This is a genomic window from Cognatishimia activa (assembly GCF_001458335.1).
Lineage (GTDB): Bacteria > Pseudomonadota > Alphaproteobacteria > Rhodobacterales > Rhodobacteraceae > Cognatishimia > Cognatishimia activa.
Map to the genome: position 1 here is coordinate 1 of NZ_CYTO01000008.1, position 16,565 is coordinate 16,565.

General features: G+C 54.8%; 16 protein-coding genes and 1 tRNA gene. 5 read left to right on the forward strand and 12 right to left on the reverse strand.

Annotation, left to right across the window (positions count from 1 at the left end):
- Positions 1 to 304: 304 nt before the first annotated feature.
- From msrQ to clpB, 5 genes are all read right to left on the reverse strand, one after another.
- Positions 305 to 913, reverse strand: coding sequence for a protein-methionine-sulfoxide reductase heme-binding subunit MsrQ (msrQ, locus tag TA5113_RS03525; protein WP_058313328.1), 609 nt, complete (start codon positions 911 to 913; stop codon positions 305 to 307).
- Positions 910 to 1,131: a GDCCVxC domain-containing (seleno)protein gene (locus tag TA5113_RS17135; protein ID WP_082625759.1), complete on the reverse strand. Its 222-nt coding sequence runs from the start codon at positions 1,129 to 1,131 to the stop codon at positions 910 to 912. The genes msrQ and TA5113_RS17135 overlap by 4 nt, the downstream gene beginning before the upstream one ends.
- The gene (msrP, locus tag TA5113_RS03530) at positions 1,128 to 2,030 is read right to left on the reverse strand and encodes a protein-methionine-sulfoxide reductase catalytic subunit MsrP (RefSeq protein WP_058313756.1); all 903 of its coding nucleotides are present in this window, start codon (positions 2,028 to 2,030) and stop codon (positions 1,128 to 1,130) included. The genes TA5113_RS17135 and msrP overlap by 4 nt, the downstream gene beginning before the upstream one ends.
- 119 nt (positions 2,031 to 2,149) lie before the next feature.
- Positions 2,150 to 3,628, reverse strand: coding sequence for an FMN-binding glutamate synthase family protein (locus tag TA5113_RS03535; protein WP_058313329.1), 1,479 nt, complete (start codon positions 3,626 to 3,628; stop codon positions 2,150 to 2,152).
- Between the two features lie 168 nt (positions 3,629 to 3,796).
- Positions 3,797 to 6,412, reverse strand: coding sequence for an ATP-dependent chaperone ClpB (clpB, locus tag TA5113_RS03540; RefSeq protein WP_058313330.1), 2,616 nt, complete (start codon positions 6,410 to 6,412; stop codon positions 3,797 to 3,799).
- Between the two features lie 204 nt (positions 6,413 to 6,616).
- On the opposite strand from clpB, the gene TA5113_RS03545 reads away from it, so the two are divergent.
- Both TA5113_RS03545 and pyrF read left to right on the forward strand, forming a co-directional pair.
- Positions 6,617 to 6,898, forward strand: coding sequence for a hypothetical protein (locus TA5113_RS03545; protein ID WP_058313331.1), 282 nt, complete (start codon positions 6,617 to 6,619; stop codon positions 6,896 to 6,898).
- 88 nt (positions 6,899 to 6,986) lie between these two features.
- Positions 6,987 to 7,709, forward strand: a complete 723-nt coding sequence (gene pyrF, locus TA5113_RS03550) for an orotidine-5'-phosphate decarboxylase (protein WP_058313332.1) — start codon at positions 6,987 to 6,989, stop codon at positions 7,707 to 7,709.
- Here pyrF and TA5113_RS03555 read toward each other — a convergent pair.
- Positions 7,675 to 8,076 carry an NUDIX domain-containing protein gene (locus TA5113_RS03555; RefSeq protein WP_165589377.1) on the reverse strand — a complete coding sequence of 134 codons (402 nt, stop codon included), beginning with the start codon at positions 8,074 to 8,076 and terminating at the stop codon, positions 7,675 to 7,677. The two genes, pyrF and TA5113_RS03555, sit on opposite strands and share 35 nt — an antisense overlap.
- Positions 8,077 to 8,153: 77 nt before the next feature.
- Here TA5113_RS03555 and TA5113_RS03560 point away from each other — a divergent pair, with 77 nt between their 5' ends.
- Positions 8,154 to 9,410, forward strand: a complete 1,257-nt coding sequence (locus TA5113_RS03560; protein WP_058316615.1) for a DNA polymerase IV — start codon at positions 8,154 to 8,156, stop codon at positions 9,408 to 9,410.
- 9 nt (positions 9,411 to 9,419) lie between these two features.
- On the opposite strand, the gene TA5113_RS03565 is transcribed toward TA5113_RS03560, so the two are convergent.
- Positions 9,420 to 10,280: an N-formylglutamate amidohydrolase gene (locus TA5113_RS03565; RefSeq protein WP_058313335.1), complete on the reverse strand. Its 861-nt coding sequence runs from the start codon at positions 10,278 to 10,280 to the stop codon at positions 9,420 to 9,422.
- Between the two features lie 148 nt (positions 10,281 to 10,428).
- Here TA5113_RS03565 and TA5113_RS03570 point away from each other — a divergent pair.
- Together TA5113_RS03570 and ykgO are read left to right on the forward strand one after the other, a co-directional pair.
- A tRNA-Val gene (locus TA5113_RS03570) sits at positions 10,429 to 10,503 on the forward strand.
- A 72-nt stretch (positions 10,504 to 10,575) separates the two neighbouring features.
- Positions 10,576 to 10,701, forward strand: coding sequence for a type B 50S ribosomal protein L36 (gene ykgO, locus TA5113_RS03575; protein ID WP_012177066.1), 126 nt, complete (start codon positions 10,576 to 10,578; stop codon positions 10,699 to 10,701).
- A 92-nt stretch (positions 10,702 to 10,793) separates the two neighbouring features.
- Here the strand turns inward: ykgO and TA5113_RS03580 are convergent, their stop codons facing one another.
- The 5 genes from TA5113_RS03580 to TA5113_RS03600 all read right to left on the reverse strand — a co-directional run bounded on the left by TA5113_RS03580 (position 10,794) and on the right by TA5113_RS03600 (position 16,563).
- The gene (locus TA5113_RS03580) at positions 10,794 to 11,777 is read right to left on the reverse strand and encodes a Hint domain-containing protein (protein ID WP_058313336.1); all 984 of its coding nucleotides are present in this window, start codon (positions 11,775 to 11,777) and stop codon (positions 10,794 to 10,796) included.
- Between the two features lie 189 nt (positions 11,778 to 11,966).
- On the reverse strand, positions 11,967 to 13,187 hold the full coding sequence (locus TA5113_RS03585; RefSeq protein ID WP_058313337.1) for a phenylacetate--CoA ligase family protein: 1,221 nt from the start codon (positions 13,185 to 13,187) through the stop codon (positions 11,967 to 11,969).
- Positions 13,188 to 13,239: 52 nt separating this feature from the next.
- A complete protein-coding gene (locus TA5113_RS03590) occupies positions 13,240 to 14,064 on the reverse strand; it encodes an ABC transporter ATP-binding protein (RefSeq protein WP_058313338.1) in 825 nt (274 codons plus the stop codon).
- Between the two features lie 60 nt (positions 14,065 to 14,124).
- Positions 14,125 to 15,408, reverse strand: a complete 1,284-nt coding sequence (locus TA5113_RS03595; RefSeq protein ID WP_058313339.1) for an ABC transporter substrate-binding protein — start codon at positions 15,406 to 15,408, stop codon at positions 14,125 to 14,127.
- Positions 15,409 to 15,486: 78 nt separating this feature from the next.
- A complete protein-coding gene (locus TA5113_RS03600) occupies positions 15,487 to 16,563 on the reverse strand; it encodes a branched-chain amino acid ABC transporter permease (RefSeq protein WP_058313340.1) in 1,077 nt (358 codons plus the stop codon).
- Between the last annotated feature and the right edge of the window lie 2 nt (positions 16,564 to 16,565).

Sequence of the window (16,565 nt, forward strand, 5' to 3'; positions counted from 1 at the left end):
AAGGGGGTTCTAAGAGTAACTCACCATAGCCGCAAGAGCTTTTTTGACTTTTTGCGAAGATTTTTGAAGAAAATGTGAAATTCGTTTAAATTCAACAACTTAATCACACTCATTGGATCCCAGAACGGCATCCACACTCGCTAACGCCATGTCGATGCGCGAAGTTTTCGAAAGTCGGGCACACCCCAGGGTCTATATTGGGTGCCCTTACACGGCCCGGCCACAAAATATTGAAGTAGGGTGTGAATCAGAGAGGCCCTGATTCAGAGCGACCAACCCGAGATTCTTTATTTTCCCGAGGTGTTTAGGCGCGTTTCCAAGCAAAGGTAAAACCTGCAAGCTTTAGGCGCATAAGCAGCAAGACAATCACTGTCCCCAAATAAAGCACCGGCTCCCACTGAAACCCTTTTGCAAGCATTACAAAATGCAGGCCGCCCAAGAGGCAGATCACATAAGTCAGCTTATGGAGTTTGCGCCACGTGCGACCGAGTTTCCGCACGGACCAATTGTTTGATGTCACCGCCAACGGGATCATGATCACAAAGGCCGCCATACCAATCGTAATATAAGGTCGCTTCAAGATGTCCGCCCAGATCTGGTCGAACAGCTGGACGTCCAGGACCAGCCACACGAGCAAGTGTGAAAAGACAAGATAGAAAGCCGTAACACCAATCGCGCGTCGGAATTTGATCAAGTTAATGCCAAAGGCGTTGCGCAGAGGCGTGATCGCCAATCCGGCAATCAGCATTTGCAGCGCACGCTCTCCTAGCAAATGCTCCATCGCTTTGGCGGGGTCGACACCCAGGTCGCCAGACAGAGCAAGCCAAAGAAGCCAAAAAGGATAGAGGCCGCCGATCAGACAGATCACCCATGCTGGTAATTTGCGGACATTTTTATTGAGAGTATCAATCATGAATCTACTCCGCAGCAACCAGCGCCATCTTGGATTGGCGGGCACGGAACCGTGCCATAGGAACAGAAAACACAGCAGTCGCCAGGCTCTGGTTTCAAGACCACATTGCATCCCACACATTGATGAAAAAACTGACACATGTCGGTTGGCATCGTCAGCTCTTCAGCGTGGCCACAGTGCGGGCAGGTCAGCCTAGATATGAGAACCGGCTGGCTCAATAGAACTCCTTCAGGTCCATGCCGTCATAAAGACCGGCGACCTCTTCCTCGTAGCCATTGAACATCAATGTCGGAATGCGCTTGGCAAAAATTCCGCCACCGATCTGGCGTTCTGTCGCCTGAGACCAGCGCGGGTGGTCCACCTCGGGGTTCACATTCGAATAGAACCCATATTCGCGCCCATTGGCTTTATTCCAGCTGGTCGGCGGTTCTTTGTCAGTCAGGGTGATTTTCACAATCGATTTGATCGACTTAAAGCCGTATTTCCACGGAACGACCAATCGCAGCGGTGCGCCATTCTGTTTCGGCATGGGTTTTCCATAGATCCCTGACGCCATCAGCGTAAGCGGGTGCATCGCTTCATCCAGACGCAGACCCTCAACATAAGGCCAATCTAGCGTGCCGAACTTTTGGCCGACCATTTCTTCGGGACGATAGAGCGTTTCAAACGCTACGTATTTCGCGCCATCTTGAACCCCAGCCAGATCCAGCAGGTCTTTCAGCTCAAACCCATTCCACGGGACAACCATCGACCAGGCTTCGACGCAGCGGAATCGATAGATCCGCTCTTCAACGGTCATCGCCGCCATGATTTCATCAAACGCATAGTCACCGGGGCGGTCCACCAGGCCGTCGATCGTGATCGACCAAGGGGACGTCGTCAGTCGATGCGCGTTCTTAGCAGGATCATCCTTGCCGGTGCCGAATTCATAGAAGTTGTTGTAGGTGGTGATCTCTTCCCAGCTGTTGGGCTCAAGCGCTGATGCTTGCGCTTTGCCACCTGCCATTGTCGCCAATCCAAGGCCCGCGAAACCCGCCATCACCTGACGACGATTCATAAACGCACCGTATGGGGTAACGTCGTCTCTGCTTAGTTTGTTCTTCCAGCGATGGGCCATGGGGTCTCCTGTGGTCACTCGTGTTTGCTTAAGAGTGATGTAGAGACCCGTGCCAAGCAAGCCAAACCACATCACATAACGATGTGGTGGGATGGCTGTAACAATTGTCGACGAGCGCTCTAACCAATCTCAGGGTAAATATGGCTCATGCGCTCGGACCGCCCAGTGTCTTGCACCAAACGCACATGATGACGCCGCAGCTTGCGCGGCTCGCTCACGCCCACCGAATGCGCGATCACTTCAACTTCTTTGATGATACCTTGCGCGTAATGTGCCACCCGCTGATATTTGCTTTCCGGCACCAAGCCCTTCTGGAAACGCGGATCATGGGTGGTGATCCCGGTTGGGCACGTGTTCTTGCTGCATTTCAAAGCTTGGATGCAGCCAAGTGAGAACATGAAACCCCGGGCGGACACGACAAAATCTGCACCAGCGGCCAAAGCCCAAGCGACATCGCCGGGATTCACGAGTTTACCGCTGGCGATCAGTCGAATTCGGTCAGTCAATCCAAACTCTGCGCGCAGATCAGCAACCCGTGGCAAAGCTTCTCTAATGGTCATACCGACCAGATCCATCAACGGCATGGGGGCCGCACCAGTGCCGCCCTCGCCCCCATCGATCGTTATAAAGTCAGGCGCATCGTCTGAGCCCCGCTTGGCGATGGTTTCAAACAAAGCACGCGTGTGATCCGGTGAGCCAACCACAATTTTGATGCCAACTGGCTTCCCGGTGACGTCGCGGATATGCGCAATCATATCCAACAACTCGTCGTTATTGCTGATTTCGCGATGCCGGTTAGGCGACAGGCTACTTTCACCCACTGAAATACCGCGTATCGCCGCGATTTCCTCCGTTACTTTTTCGCCGGGAAGGATACCGCCTTTGCCCGGCTTCGCACCTTGGGCCAGCTTGAGTTCAAACATTTTGATCTCATCATGCTCGGCGACGGCTCGGAGCTTGTCATCGCTCAAACCACCGTGCTCATCGCGAACACCATATTTTGCCGTCCCGATCTGAAAGACAATGTCGCAGCCACCTTCCAGGTGATACCGCGACACGCCCCCTTCCCCGGTATTCATCCAAATACCCGCTTCTTTGCAACCTCGCGACAGTGCCTGAACCGCTGGGCGAGACAGGGCGCCATAGCTCATGCCGGAAAGGTTAAAGAAGGATGGCGCTAGATAGGGCTGTTTCGCGGTTGGTCCGATCAGCAAAGGTTCGGACGCAGCGAACTGATCATCCAGTGGCGGATAGGGATCGTTCACAAAAATCGGCGTGCCTGCCGTGTTGATATTTCGCGTGGATCCAAAAGAGATCGTATTGCTTTTACCGCGCGCGGCCCGTGCGACCCAGTCACGTTGGGCCCGGTTAAACGGCATCTCTTCGCGATCCATTGCAAAGAAATACTGGCGGAAGAACTCCCCTAACTCGCTGAAAATATGCCGAAACCGCCCAATAACCGGGTAGTTCCTGCGCACCGCATCGCCGGTCTGCGTGCGGTCGATAATAAAAAGCACAACCGCAGCTAGGGCCATAAGGCCGACAACCCAGACAAACAGAAGTCCCAAAAACTCGACAACGTAAAAGGCGCGTTCCATCGACATAATGCTGGCTCCCGGCTGGCTATTGGATGCACGCACTGTGGGAGAGATCACGCCAACGAGCAAGTCACGTTGCTGCCAATCCGGGTGGGGAATTTCGTGAGAAATGTTGCAAAGGAAAGCCGGGCGAAAGCCCGGCCAACCTGTTTCTTCAATTTGAGTTCCTTAGTGGACGACTGCATCATCCGGTTTGGGTGAGTTGCTGGAACCCAGTCGATCTCCGATCATCAAACCGCCTTCTTTGGCGCTGACTGGGATCGTTTCGCCGTCCTTCACGTCACCTGCAAGCAGCATCTCTGCCAATGGGTTCTGCAACGCGCGTTGGATCACGCGTTTCAATGGGCGTGCCCCAAAGACAGGGTCATATCCTTCATCCGCCAACCATTTGCGGGCGGCATCATCCAGGGTGATCTCGATCTTACGCGCGGCAAGGCGCTTGCGAAGGCGGGCAAGTTGGATATCCACAATCCCATCCATGTCTTCGCGACCAAGACGGTCAAAGATGATGGTTTCATCCAGACGGTTCAGGAACTCCGGACGGAAATGCGCGCGCACCGCGTCCATCACATCCCGTTTGGCCTGAGACGCATCTGCACCATCGGGCAGCTGGCTGAGCGCCTGCGCACCAAGGTTCGACGTCAGGATGATCAGTGTTTGTTTGAAGTCGACAGTTCGGCCTTGGCCATCCGTCAGCACACCATCATCAAGAACCTGCAACAGCACGTTGAAGACGTCCGGGTGCGCCTTTTCGACTTCGTCAAACAGAACCACCTGATACGGACGCCGGCGAACCGCTTCCGTCAGCACACCACCCTCGTCATAGCCAACATAGCCCGGAGGCGCGCCGATCAAACGGGCCACCGCGTGTTTCTCCATGAACTCCGACATATCAATACGCACCATGGCGCTGTCATCATCAAAGAGGAAATCGGCGACCGCTTTGGTCAGCTCGGTTTTACCGACCCCGGTTGGCCCCAAGAATAGGAACGATCCAAGTGGTCGATTCTCATCATTAAGCCCAGCGCGCGCACGGCGCACCGCGTTCGCAACCGCGGTCACCGCAGTACCCTGACCGATGACGCGTTTGTGCAGTTGGTCTTCCATGCGCAAGAGTTTCTCACGATCCCCTTCCAGCATTTTGGAGGTCGGGATACCTGTCCAGCGTTCGACCACCTGAGCGATTTGCTCTGGACGCACCGCTTCCTCAATCGTCATGTCGCCTTCGGATTCTTCCGCCTCGGCAAGCTGCTTCTCAAGCCCCGGTATAACGCCATAGCTCAGCTCGCCCGCTTTCGCGAGATTGCCATCACGTTTCGCGATGTCGAGTTCGGCACGCGCTTGATCGAGCTGTTCTTTCAGGTCACGCGCAGACGCGAGCTTATCGCGGCCAGCCTGCCATTGCGCTGTCATCTCTGATGACTTGTCTTGCAGGTCAGCCAAATCTTTCTCGAGCTTCTCCAACCGATCCTTGGACGCCGCATCATCTTCCAGACGCAACGCTTCCGCCTCGATCTGAAGTTGCAAGATCTGGCGATCCAATGCGTCGAGTTCCTCTGGTTTAGAGTCGACTTCCATACGAAGACGGCTTGCCGCTTCGTCCACCAAATCAATCGCTTTGTCCGGCAGGAACCGGTCAGTGATATAGCGATGACTTAACGTAGACGCTGAGACCAAAGCGGAGTCAGAAATTCGTACCCCGTGGTGGAGCTCGTATTTCTCTTTGATACCGCGAAGGATCGAGATCGTGTCCTCAACAGTTGGCTCTTCCACAACCAAAGGCTGGAAGCGCCGCGCCAGGGCCGCGTCTTTTTCGACGTGTTTGCGGTACTCATCCAGCGTGGTCGCACCCACGCAGTGCAGCTCACCCCGCGCCAAGGCTGGCTTGATAAGGTTGGCCGCATCCATGGCACCATCGGTTTTACCCGCGCCAACCAGCGTATGCATCTCGTCAATGAACAGAATAATATCGCCAGCGGCCTCGGTGACTTCAGTCAGAACAGCTTTCAAACGCTCCTCAAATTCACCGCGATACTTCGCGCCCGCAATCAGGGCGCCCATATCAAGCGCCAACAATTGCTTATTGCGCAGAGATTCCGGCACGTCGCCATTCACGATGCGCAGCGCAAGGCCTTCTGCAATCGCAGTCTTACCCACGCCGGGTTCACCAATCAGAACCGGGTTATTTTTTGTACGGCGGGACAGGACCTGCATGGCACGGCGAATTTCATCATCTCGTCCAATGATAGGGTCGATTTTGCCTTCGCGCGCACGCTCGGTCAGATCCTGAGCATACTTCTTAAGTGCGTCGTAACCTTCTTCCGCAGAAGCTGTATCCGCAGTACGCCCTTTGCGAATGTCATTGATCGCGCCGTTTAGAGCCTGTGCATTTACAGCGCCCGCTTCCAACGCTTCGCGTGCCTTGGACTTCACCAAGGCCAGCGCCATGAGAATACGTTCCACCGGAACAAAACTGTCGCCCGCTTTCTTGGCGACTTTCTCGGCCTCAGTCAGGACCTTCGCCGTTGCATTGTCCATATAGGCCTGCCCGGCATCGCCGGATACCTGAGGAATTTTGGACATGGCCGTGTCCAGCGCCTCAACCACACGGCTTGGCGCGCCACCGGCACGTTTGATCAGATTGGATGCAAGCCCCTGATCATCATCCATCAATGCTTTCAGAATATGTTCGGGCATCACCCGCTGGTGGTTTTCCCGCATCGCGATGGTCTGTGCTGCCTGCACGAATCCACGCGACCGCTCCGTGAACTTATTGAAGTCCATGGTCTCTCTCCTTTTATAAGCGCCCGGATTTGGAATGGCGCCCGCTTTGCGGCACGCCCCGTTTTGGGCCTCACTCACAAATTGGTGACTTTACCTTAAGCATTCAAGACCTTGCGATCCAGTTTCGACCAGAGATTTCGGCGCGTTTAGACAAGTAAGGGTCACCTTAACTCTACACATCTAAGACGAAGGCCGGAGGTCGACATGAAAGTCATACATCTCGAACTGCTGGACCGGCGAAAATTTGGGGACAACAAATGTGTGGGGACGTTTTGCCTACATGGCGAGCACGGCGAACGGATACAGGTCCAATCCACCGTGCGGTTAGATCATGTTTTATCCCACCAGAGCGTGAACGGTATTTTGGCCAAAGAGGCCATTCGGCAATTGCGGCGCATGCCGGAGCACCGTGGCAAATCTTTAGAAGTAAGCAAACACGCGATGCCTAGGCTGCGCGAACAACGCGTCATTCGATTGGCTGGGTAACGTCATTTGAAACACGCTTGATATTGCGTGCTACGCTGCCTAGACAGGGCCAGTTTCTTTGCCACCCTTTGCCTGCCGGAGCCGCCCCATGACAAAAGCTGACGACCGCCTGATTGTAGCCCTAGACGTGCCCAATGCCATCGAAGGTCTGAAACTGGCCGAACAGATCGGCGATGCGGTGTCGTTTTATAAGATCGGCCTTGGCATGCTGACCGGCGGCGGCCTGGCACTGGCGAATGAGCTCAAAGGCGAACACGGCAAAAAGATCTTCCTCGACATGAAGCTCTTTGACATCGGCGCAACGGTCGAAAACGCGGTTCGTGGCTTGGCTCAATTTGATCTGGATTTCCTGACCGTGCATGGCGACCCCTATGTGGTGAAAGCCGCTAAAGAAGGCGCGTCCGGTAAAGATATGAAAATCTTGGCGGTGACCATTCTGACCTCTCTGGATCGCGAAGATCTAAATGGTGCACTGATCAAGGACGGTGAAATCCGGAATCTGGTACAAGAACGCGCAGGCAATGCCTTTGCTGCGGGCGCCGATGGTGTGATCGCCAGCCCACAAGAGGCTGCTCTGATCCGCGCATTGCCGGAAGCGGAAGGCAAGTTGATCGTGACACCAGGGGTTCGTCCAGCGGGTGCCGACCTAGGCGACCAAAAACGCGTGGCAACTCCTGCAAGCGCTGTCGCAGATGGTGCAGACCACATTGTCGTTGGCCGCCCAATCTGGCGTTCAGAAAACCCGCGTGCCGCAGCAGAAGCGATCGTTCAGGAACTCAGCTCGGTTCAGGCTCAGCGGCCAAACCGCTGATCCAATCCGCCAACCGCTTCTGAAAATGCGGCACCGCGTCTGCATCACATAGGAAGTCGTCAACAGCCATGAGCCTGATACTTTGGCCCTCAGAGCCAAGCACAAGCTCTTCTTGACGATTGGCATCGACCCGCGCGACGAAGAACCAGAAATTTAGGCCCTTGCTTTCATAGCATTTCGCCCAAATGGCATCATTGGGCGATAGCTTTAGGCTGACCTCTTCAAAGCATTCTCGCGCAGCGCAGTCCCAACCACTTTCCGCTCCCTCGCGCCCACCTCCGGGCAAATCCCAGGCACCGGGCCAAGGGATGTCAGGTTTTTCATCGCGCAATAAGGTGACGAGCTTGCTACCGACAAAAACTGCCACCTTCGCACCGTGAAAACGGATGCCCTCACCTGATCGAAATGCTATGCTGGGTACCTCACCCATCGCCGGAAACTCCAATGCCTGCCCTCTGCCGCGATTGCCTGTCCGAAGTCACTGATGCGCGCCGCTGTCCTGAGTGTGGCAGCTTGCGCATCGTGCGTCATGACGAGCTATTTGACCTTTCTATAGCGCATATGGATTGCGATGCCTTCTACGCAAGCGTGGAAAAACGCGACAACCCGGAATTGGCGGATAAACCAGTCATTATTGGCGGTGGGCGGCGGGGCGTGGTCTCGACGGCCTGTTATGTCGCGCGTATTCGGGGTGTCCGGTCGGCAATGCCAATGTTTCAGGCAACCAAGCTGTGTCCCGACGCGGTGATCGTAAAACCGCGCATGTCGGTTTATGTCGAAACCAGCCGTCAAATCCGCGCATTGATGGATGAGCTTACGCCCTCAGTCGAGCCACTTTCGCTGGACGAAGCATTCATGGACCTCACCGGAACTGCCAAACTGCATGGCGCCCCTCCGGCGGTGATGCTGGCGCGACTTGTTAAACGCATGAAAGAGGAGATCGGTGTCACTGGGTCCATTGGCCTGAGCCACAACAAGTTCCTCGCTAAAGTGGCCTCGGATCTCGACAAGCCTCAGGGGTTTGCAGTTATCGGCAAGGCGGAAACCGATGCGTTCTTGCGCGACAAACCGGTTCGCATGATCTGGGGCGTTGGACCGGCCGCACAAGAAGGTCTTGAACGCGCAGGTATTCACACCTTCTCCGACCTTCTGCGTTGGGATCAGCAAGAACTCACCGAACGATTTGGCTCCATGGGGTATCGCCTTTGGCACCTTGCACGCGGACAAGACCGTCGGAAAGTCTCAGCGCGGCAACCGGTGAAAAGCATCAGCAAAGAAACCACATTCTTTGAAGACACGAGCAGCATTGAGCTGCTTGACGGTCATATGTGGCGGCTCAGCGAACAGGTCGCGGATCGCGCAAAGGCAAAAGGCAAAGCCGGGCGTGTTGTGACGTTGAAGCTCAAACGCGCAAACTTTTCCCTGATCTCTCGCAGGATTAGCCTGCGCGACGCCACGCAAATGGCGGACACAATCTACCAAACGGCCCGCGGACTTTTGGACCAAGTCGGTGACCAAGGTCCCTATCGTCTCATTGGCGTGGGTATTTCCGATATTGTGGACGAGAGCGCTGCCGACCTCAGCGCGGATTTGCTAGACCCTCAGGCGGCCAAACGACGCAAAGCCGAGCGCGCAACGGATGCCATCCGCAAGCGTTTTGGGTCTGATGCCATCCAAAAAGGGCGTGCAATACGCAAATAAGTGACTGACTTACTCTGCCGCCAAGCGCTGCGGCGCGTGGCCAATACGGGCGATCTGTTCGGTGACGGATCGCAATGCACGTCGAACATCATCAAATTGGGAATTTGGTGCGATCCGCGCTTCGTTCATATAGAGCGATCTATCGATCTCAACCTGCACCGCGTGATGACGACGTGAGGGGCGACCATAATGTTGCGTAACATAGGCCCCAGCAAACGGAGTGTTGCGCGACACAACAAACCCCACGGCCTTAAACGCCGCTTCAATTTCTTCGACAATTTCAGGATGGGCAGACGCACCAAACCGGTCACCCAGCACAATCTCTGGCCGCTTTCCGTTTTTCAGACGCACGTTTTCCAGAGCCTCATGAGGCATTGAATGGCAATCCACCAGGATCGCGCGACCAAATTCAACCTCTGCCTCATGGATTAATGACTTAAGGACGTTGTGGTAGGGATGCCAATAATTGGTCAGGCGGCTTTCCGCTTCATCAATCCGCAGTTTGCCCCGATAAATGGGGCGCGCATTGGATACCACGCGAGGAATCACTCCTAAACCGGAAGCAATCCGTGGATTGTTCCCGGTCCATTTCACTCCTGCAATCAGTGCCGGGTCCAATTCTTCTGAACTTCGGTTGTAATCCACAAAGGCGCGCGGTGCGCCGGCTTTGAGGATAGGCGCGCCGAATTCCGGCGCTGCTTCAAAAAGCCTGTCTACAAAGGCGTCTTCGCTGCTGCGAATACTCATAGCATTCAAAATAGAGCGGCGTAGGAACCAATCCGGGTAGTCATTGCCACTGTGTGGAGATGCAAATACAACGGCAGAGGTCAGCTCTTTGGGTCGATCCAATATATAAGCGCGTGCAGGCATTTGCTCTCCTTATTCAGATTAGAACATAGCGCAAAAAAGATATTTGTCGAAAGCTCTTGATCCCCCCTACGACTCCTTTTATAGACCCTCCACCAGCGCGGATTTCCGCGCCCTTTTTCTTGAAGGGCCAGCTTCGCAAAGGTTTCATGGGCGATTAGCTCAGCGGTAGAGCACTTCGTTGACATCGAAGGGGTCACTAGTTCGATCCTAGTATCGCCCACCATGAATTCATTGCCCCATTCAGGGGTGCCCGATTAACCAGGCGCATGTCGCGCCGCGAAATGAGGAGATTGCCATGAAGGTCAAGAACTCGCTCCGCTCGCTCAAGCAGCGTCACCGCGACTGCCGTGTTGTGCGCCGTAAGGGCCGCGTTTATGTGATCAACAAAACGCAACGCCGGTTCAAAGCGCGTCAGGGTTAAGCCGTTAGGTTTACTGACGCCAATTGGTGATTTTGAAAGCCGCTCTATTTAGGGCGGCTTTTCTTATTGGAAATATGCTTAACGGCAGATGGTTAGGCACGCTGCAAAATCGGGTAGATTGCACCGCCTAGACGAGAAATCAGCTCTTTTTGCTCTGCACGCTCTGGGATTGGCAAAGCCGGCTCGGTCATCTCTGGACGCCGCTTTAGATCAGGGAACATAAGCAGCAGCTCAGACAGCGCGTCGTCAGGCACGCTGCGAAGCGCCTCAGGTCCTGTATAAAGGCTCTCGGTCGCTGCACCTTCCGCATAGATGATCTCGTGTTGGTCAAAAACCAAATGATAGTAAGTCACAGACTTCACAGAGTGATCAACGTAGATGCCCGGAAGATCAGTTAAACGTATGGCAGGCACCAAAACTTCCGCGTGACCAAACATGCGTTTGACCATAGGGGCATTCAAAAGCATCCGGTGTTGACGGGACACCAAAAGATCTCGCTTTGGCAGACCATTGCCCAATGCGCCCGCCACAATCCGAACCGGCAAAAGCTTTGAAATCTCACCCAACTGACGCGCACAGAAACTGGTCTTAAGCACCATACGCAGCGTCTGACTCTGACCTTCTGGTCCCAACAAGATCGAACCGGACTCAAGGTCTTCGACCAATCGCGGTCCTTCATCTGTCTGAATGAGTGTACCGCTTGTTAAGCAAGGAGGACCGAGGTCTTCGCTAACATCCAGAACCCCTGTTGTTGTAACAAAACCGGAGCTGGAAAAGGTAGCATCTTGGAGCACGCTGCCGTCAGTGGGTGTGAAAACCTGCGTCCCGTTCGCCAGATAAAACGTCGTTCCTGTCACAGTCATCGAGGAACCATCATCAAGGGTGACAGTCACCGTGTCGCCTGGGTAGGCCCGTGTAACGTCAACGCCATTGATCGTATCACCGCCAAAACGACCGATATCACCATCATCATCTTGGTCTACGAGATCATAATTCTGTACGGCAAGCGCCGTACCCGCAGGCGGAGGGGCATACGGGTCAAGGACCCAAAACTGGTCTGTATACGTTGCTGGCATGCCTGATTTTGCCTCTGCTCAAATCGGAGTTCTTCCGTTGGTTAAAGGAAGGTTAACGCCGAATTGGGGCAAAAATGGGGCAGGTAAAGTTGCTTCTAATTCAATATATTAAACAGAATTCGCCACGGCCACGCGGGCGTCATTTATTCAATTAAGGCAACTTTTTGATCCATCAAGGATCACAAAACTTTAGTCATAGCTGCGTTGATCCTCAATCACGACGCCATCATTTGGCAAGGATCCCGGGGCAACCAATTCAACACGCCCTTTCAATTTGAGAAGTCCCACGATGCTCTCTTGATAGCTGTCCGCATCTGCACGTGGCGTTTCAAGCTGTACGGTCATCACATCTTGTTCGCCTTCACGACTGGCAACAACGCGTGCTTTGGCCACCTCGTCATGACGTGCCACTAGTGCAGCCACCTGCTCAGGCCGTACAAACATGCCTTTGATTTTTGCGGTTTGATCTGCGCGGCCCATCCAACCTTTGATCCGCAGGTTGGTTCGTCCGCAAGGGCTTTCACCTTCCATGACGGCGGACATATCACCCGTCGCAAAACGGATCAGCGGATAGTCCGGGTTCAAAGTGGTCACGAGAACTTCGCCAACTTGGCCCGGCGCAACAGGAATACCAGTTCCGGGCGTCACGATTTCAACGATCACATGCTCGTCCAGTATCATGCCTTCTTTTGAAGCGGACTCGTAAGCGATGTTACCTAGATCCGCAGTGGCATAACACTGCAAGCAGCTGATCCCACGCGCCTCATAATAGTCCCTAAGACTGGGGAACAGCGCACCGCCGCCAACGGCAGCTTTGGTGATGCCAAGCTTCGTACCCAGTCCATCAGCTTTGTCCAAAATAATCTTCAGATAGTCAGGTGTACCGGCGTAAGCGGTACTACCCAAAGCAGCGGCTGCCTCGATCTGGAGTTCAGTCTGGCCTGTCCCCGCAGGGATAACCGACGCGCCGACGGCCCGCGCGCCACTTTCAAAAATCATGCCTGCAGGCGTTAGGTGATACCCAAAACAGTTCTGAACGATGTCACCCTGTCCTATTCCACACGCGTGAAGGAACCTCCCCATGCGCCACCAGTCATGTCCGGTGCCGCCGGGCTCATAGATTGGTCCGGGCGATTGAAAAAGATGCTCGAAGTCTTGTGCCGGTCGTGCGTTGTATCCTCCCAAAGGCGCTGACGCTTTCTGAGCCTCAACGAGAGCTGACTTCCGCAAGACAGGCAATGACGCGAGATCTGAGATCGACGTCACGCCTGACGGATCCACATCGGCTAACGCTGCAGCATATCCGGGCAAAGCTTTGGCGCGGGCAATTTGTTCTGGCAGTGCTTTGGCGATATCTGCCGCACGTTCATCCTGTGACCGCGTTTCCAGCTTATCAAAATACCGGGTCATAAACTGTCTTCCTTAGTTGTGTCTTTGGCGCGAAGGGGATCAAACAAGCAGATCAGCTTAGCCAGCGCTTCCGACGGCGGTAGGACCGCACGTCTCGGAAAGACTTCCGCCCTTCCTCGGACATGCCGAGGTAGAATTCTTTCACATCAGGGTTTTCGCGAAGTTCAGCCGCGGGGCCGTCCATCACGACACGACCGGATTCCAAAATGTAGCCGTAATGCGCATAGCGTAGCGCCACGTTGGTGTTCTGTTCTGCCAAGAGGAAGGTCACGCCTTCGTTCTCATTCACTGATTTCACGATCTCAAAGATCTGCTCCACCAGTTGCGGCGCGAGTCCCATGGAGGGCTCATCAAGCAAAATCGTCTCTGGGCGGCTCATCAACGCGCGCCCCATGGCGACCATTTGTTGTTCCCCACCGGACGTGTAGCCTGCCTGAGATTTCCGACGTTCTTTGATGCGCGGGAAGTAGTGGTAGACCATTTCTAGATCGCGCTGGATGGCGGCTTTGCCATCCGTCCGGGTATAGGCCCCGGTCAGCAGATTTTCTTCGACGGTCAGGTGCTCAAAGCAGTGCCGGCCTTCCATCACTTGAATAACACCGCGCTTCACCAAAGCAGCGGGATCAAGGTCCTGCACGCGGTCTCCACGATAGTGGACCGATCCTTTGGTGACTTCGCCGCGTTCGGAATGCAGCAGGTTAGACACGGCCTTTAGGGTGGTGGTCTTCCCCGCCCCGTTGCCCCCAAGCAGGGCCACGATGCCACCCTTGGGCACGCTCAGGCTCACGCCTTTCAAGACGAGGATCACGTGGTTGTAGATCACCTCGATATTGTTGACCTCTAGCAAGGTTTCGTCATTTGCAGCAGCGTCGAGCATTCTATGCGTCCTGTCGTTCATAAAGGAGCCCGGCCGGCCGAACCGGCCGGGCTGAAGGGTTTAGTTGCAGCTCATCGCAACTTTGTTTTCTTCGGCGTAAGCCGCGGAGTCCGCATCAACCAATGGGCCGATCACAGAACCATCAGACGGCTCAAAGTCAGAGATCAGGCTCCAGGATTGAGAAGCAGCGTCCCACTGGCCAACAGCGGCAAGGCCGTCGCCACCGTGGTTTTCACAAGACACTTTGAACTCTGGACCAAAGCCAGGCAGGCCAGCAGCTTCCATGGTGGCCGCAGTGATTTCCAGGCTTTCCATTGCATCACGCATCATGGACGCGTCGATCGCTGAGGTGCCATTTGCCGCCTGAGCTTGTTTTGCCGCTTCCGCTGCAAGAAAGGCTGCGTAAACACCACGGTTATAAAGAACCGTACCAACTTGATCGCCTGCACCCGCTGCTTTGCCCGCATCGACAACGTATTTCTGGATGTCGTCAAAGACTGGGAAGTCATTGCCCACATTGTGGAACTGCAGCGATTTGTAGCCATTCGCCCCATCCCCTGCTGGGATCACGTCATTTTCAGAGCCAGACCACCAGATGCCCATGAAGTTTTCCATCGGGAAACGGATGTTGGCGGCTTCTTGCACCGCAACCTGGTTCATGACACCCCAGCCCCAGAACAAGATGAAGTCTGGACGCTCACGACGGATTTGCAGCCACTGGGACTTTTGCTCCTGACCCGGGTAGTCAATCGGGATCGCGTTAAAGTCAAAACCATGCTTTGCAGACAGGGCTTCAAGCGTAGGGATCGGCTCACGACCATAGGCACCGTTAAAGTGCAGGAGCGTGATCTTCTTGCCTTCCAGCGACCCGCCAGCTTGTTTCATGAAGTGGTTCACACCCACAGATGCCCCATCCCAGTAGTTCACTGGATAGTTAAAGACGTGGCTAAAGACCTTACCGTTCTTCGCAGAAGTCCGGCCATATCCCATCGTGTGCAGCGGGATGCCATCTGCGGTCACTTTCGGGATGAGCTGATAGGTAATGCCAGTTGACAGCGGCTGATAAATCAACGCGCCAGAGTCCTTTGTGGCCTCGTAGCATTCCACGCCTTTTTCGGTGTTATAGGCGGTCTCGCACTCTGGCACGCTGGCCATTTCGCCGCCGATGCCGCCGTCGCGTTCGTTGAGCAAGGTGAAGTAATCGGCATAACCGTCAGCGAATGGGATACCGCCCGCTGCGAATGGACCGGTGCGATAGCTGAGCGATGGGAACACGAGGTCCGCCATCACAGGCGCTGCCGCCATTGTGGCGCCAAGCGCCAGGGTTGCCAGTTTTAATTTCATCGATTTTCTCCTCCCTAAGTGAATTCGATGGGTGAGGCCTCCTCTGCCTCTTGGTTTATGGATTGGCTGTGGCCCCACTCAGTGTGGGAAGGGCCAGAGCCGTAGCTTTTCTTTCGCCACGCGCCAGAGTTGGGCGAGGCCGTGAGGCTCTGCGATCAAGAAGATCACGATCAAAGCCCCCACAATGATGAATTCCAGATGCGCCGCCATATCCGTTGGCCAGCCGAGCCAGCCTACCAGCACGTTCTTCAAGAAGACCGGCAATAGGACGAGGAACGCCGCTCCGGCAAAGCTGCCAAAGATCGAGCCCAAGCCGCCGATAATAATCATGAAGAGCACCAAGAATGATTTGGTGATGCCAAAGCTGTCGCCCGCTTCTGCCGCGCCGAGGTAGACAGCAAAGAGCAGAGCCCCCGCGATACCGACAAAGAAACCAGAGACTGCAAAGGCTGAGATCTTGGCTTTTAGAGGGTTCACACCGATGATTTCTGCCGCAATATCCATATCCCGGATCGCCATCCATTGGCGTCCCTGCATGCCGCGCGTCAAATTGCGCGCCACCAATGCACAGACCGTCACGATGACCAGACAGAACAGATACGTCGCCCAAGCCTGCGTGTTTGGCCCTGTCACGGCGATACCGAAGATGGTGCGTTCTGGGGCGTTGATTTGACCGGACGCAGAGTAGTTGTAGAACCAAGGCACTCGGTTAAAGAGCCAGACCAAGAAGAACTGCGCCGCCAGTGTCGCAACCGCGAGGTAGAAGCCTTTGATGCGCAGGGATGGCAAGCCGAAGAGTACGCAGACCATGCCTGTGACACCGCCAGCCAAGATCACATGGATCAGGATACTAACCTCTGGGAAGGCGGTCATGAGTTTGTAGCAGCCATAGGCCCCCACAGCCATGAACCCACCGGTCCCGAGGCTCACCTGACCGCAGTAGCCCGTCAGGATATTGAGGCCGATCGCCGCGATTGAGTAAATTAGGAACGGCAGGAAGATCGCGTTGACCCAGTAGTCGTTGATCAGGAATGGCACGACTGCAAAAGCCGCAAACATCACCGAATAATAACGATACCGGTCGAACTTGATCGGGAAGGTCTGGTTGTCTTCTCTGTAGGACGTTTTGAAATCGCCCGCTTCACGATAGAACATCT

Excerpts from the sequence above, each read along its gene's own strand:
- msrP (WP_058313756.1), bottom strand. The coding sequence starts at position 2,030 with ATGGCCCATCGCTGGAAGAACAAACTAAGCAGAGACGACGTTACCCCA.
- TA5113_RS03600 (WP_058313340.1), bottom strand. The coding sequence starts at position 16,563 with ATGTTCTATCGTGAAGCGGGCGATTTCAAAACGTCCTACAGAGAAGAC.
- TA5113_RS03590 (WP_058313338.1), bottom strand. The coding sequence starts at position 14,064 with ATGCTCGACGCTGCTGCAAATGACGAAACCTTGCTAGAGGTCAACAAT.
- TA5113_RS03545 (WP_058313331.1), top strand. The coding sequence starts at position 6,617 with ATGAAAGTCATACATCTCGAACTGCTGGACCGGCGAAAATTTGGGGAC.
- TA5113_RS03580 (WP_058313336.1), bottom strand. The coding sequence starts at position 11,777 with ATGCCAGCAACGTATACAGACCAGTTTTGGGTCCTTGACCCGTATGCC.
- TA5113_RS03535 (WP_058313329.1), bottom strand. The coding sequence starts at position 3,628 with ATGGAACGCGCCTTTTACGTTGTCGAGTTTTTGGGACTTCTGTTTGTC.
- TA5113_RS03585 (WP_058313337.1), bottom strand. The coding sequence starts at position 13,187 with ATGACCCGGTATTTTGATAAGCTGGAAACGCGGTCACAGGATGAACGT.
- ykgO (WP_012177066.1), top strand. The coding sequence starts at position 10,576 with ATGAAGGTCAAGAACTCGCTCCGCTCGCTCAAGCAGCGTCACCGCGAC.
- TA5113_RS03565 (WP_058313335.1), bottom strand. The coding sequence starts at position 10,280 with ATGCCTGCACGCGCTTATATATTGGATCGACCCAAAGAGCTGACCTCT.
- msrQ (WP_058313328.1), bottom strand. The coding sequence starts at position 913 with ATGATTGATACTCTCAATAAAAATGTCCGCAAATTACCAGCATGGGTG.
- clpB (WP_058313330.1), bottom strand. The coding sequence starts at position 6,412 with ATGGACTTCAATAAGTTCACGGAGCGGTCGCGTGGATTCGTGCAGGCA.
- TA5113_RS03560 (WP_058316615.1), top strand. The coding sequence starts at position 8,154 with ATGCCTGCCCTCTGCCGCGATTGCCTGTCCGAAGTCACTGATGCGCGC.
- TA5113_RS03595 (WP_058313339.1), bottom strand. The coding sequence starts at position 15,408 with ATGAAATTAAAACTGGCAACCCTGGCGCTTGGCGCCACAATGGCGGCA.
- pyrF (WP_058313332.1), top strand. The coding sequence starts at position 6,987 with ATGACAAAAGCTGACGACCGCCTGATTGTAGCCCTAGACGTGCCCAAT.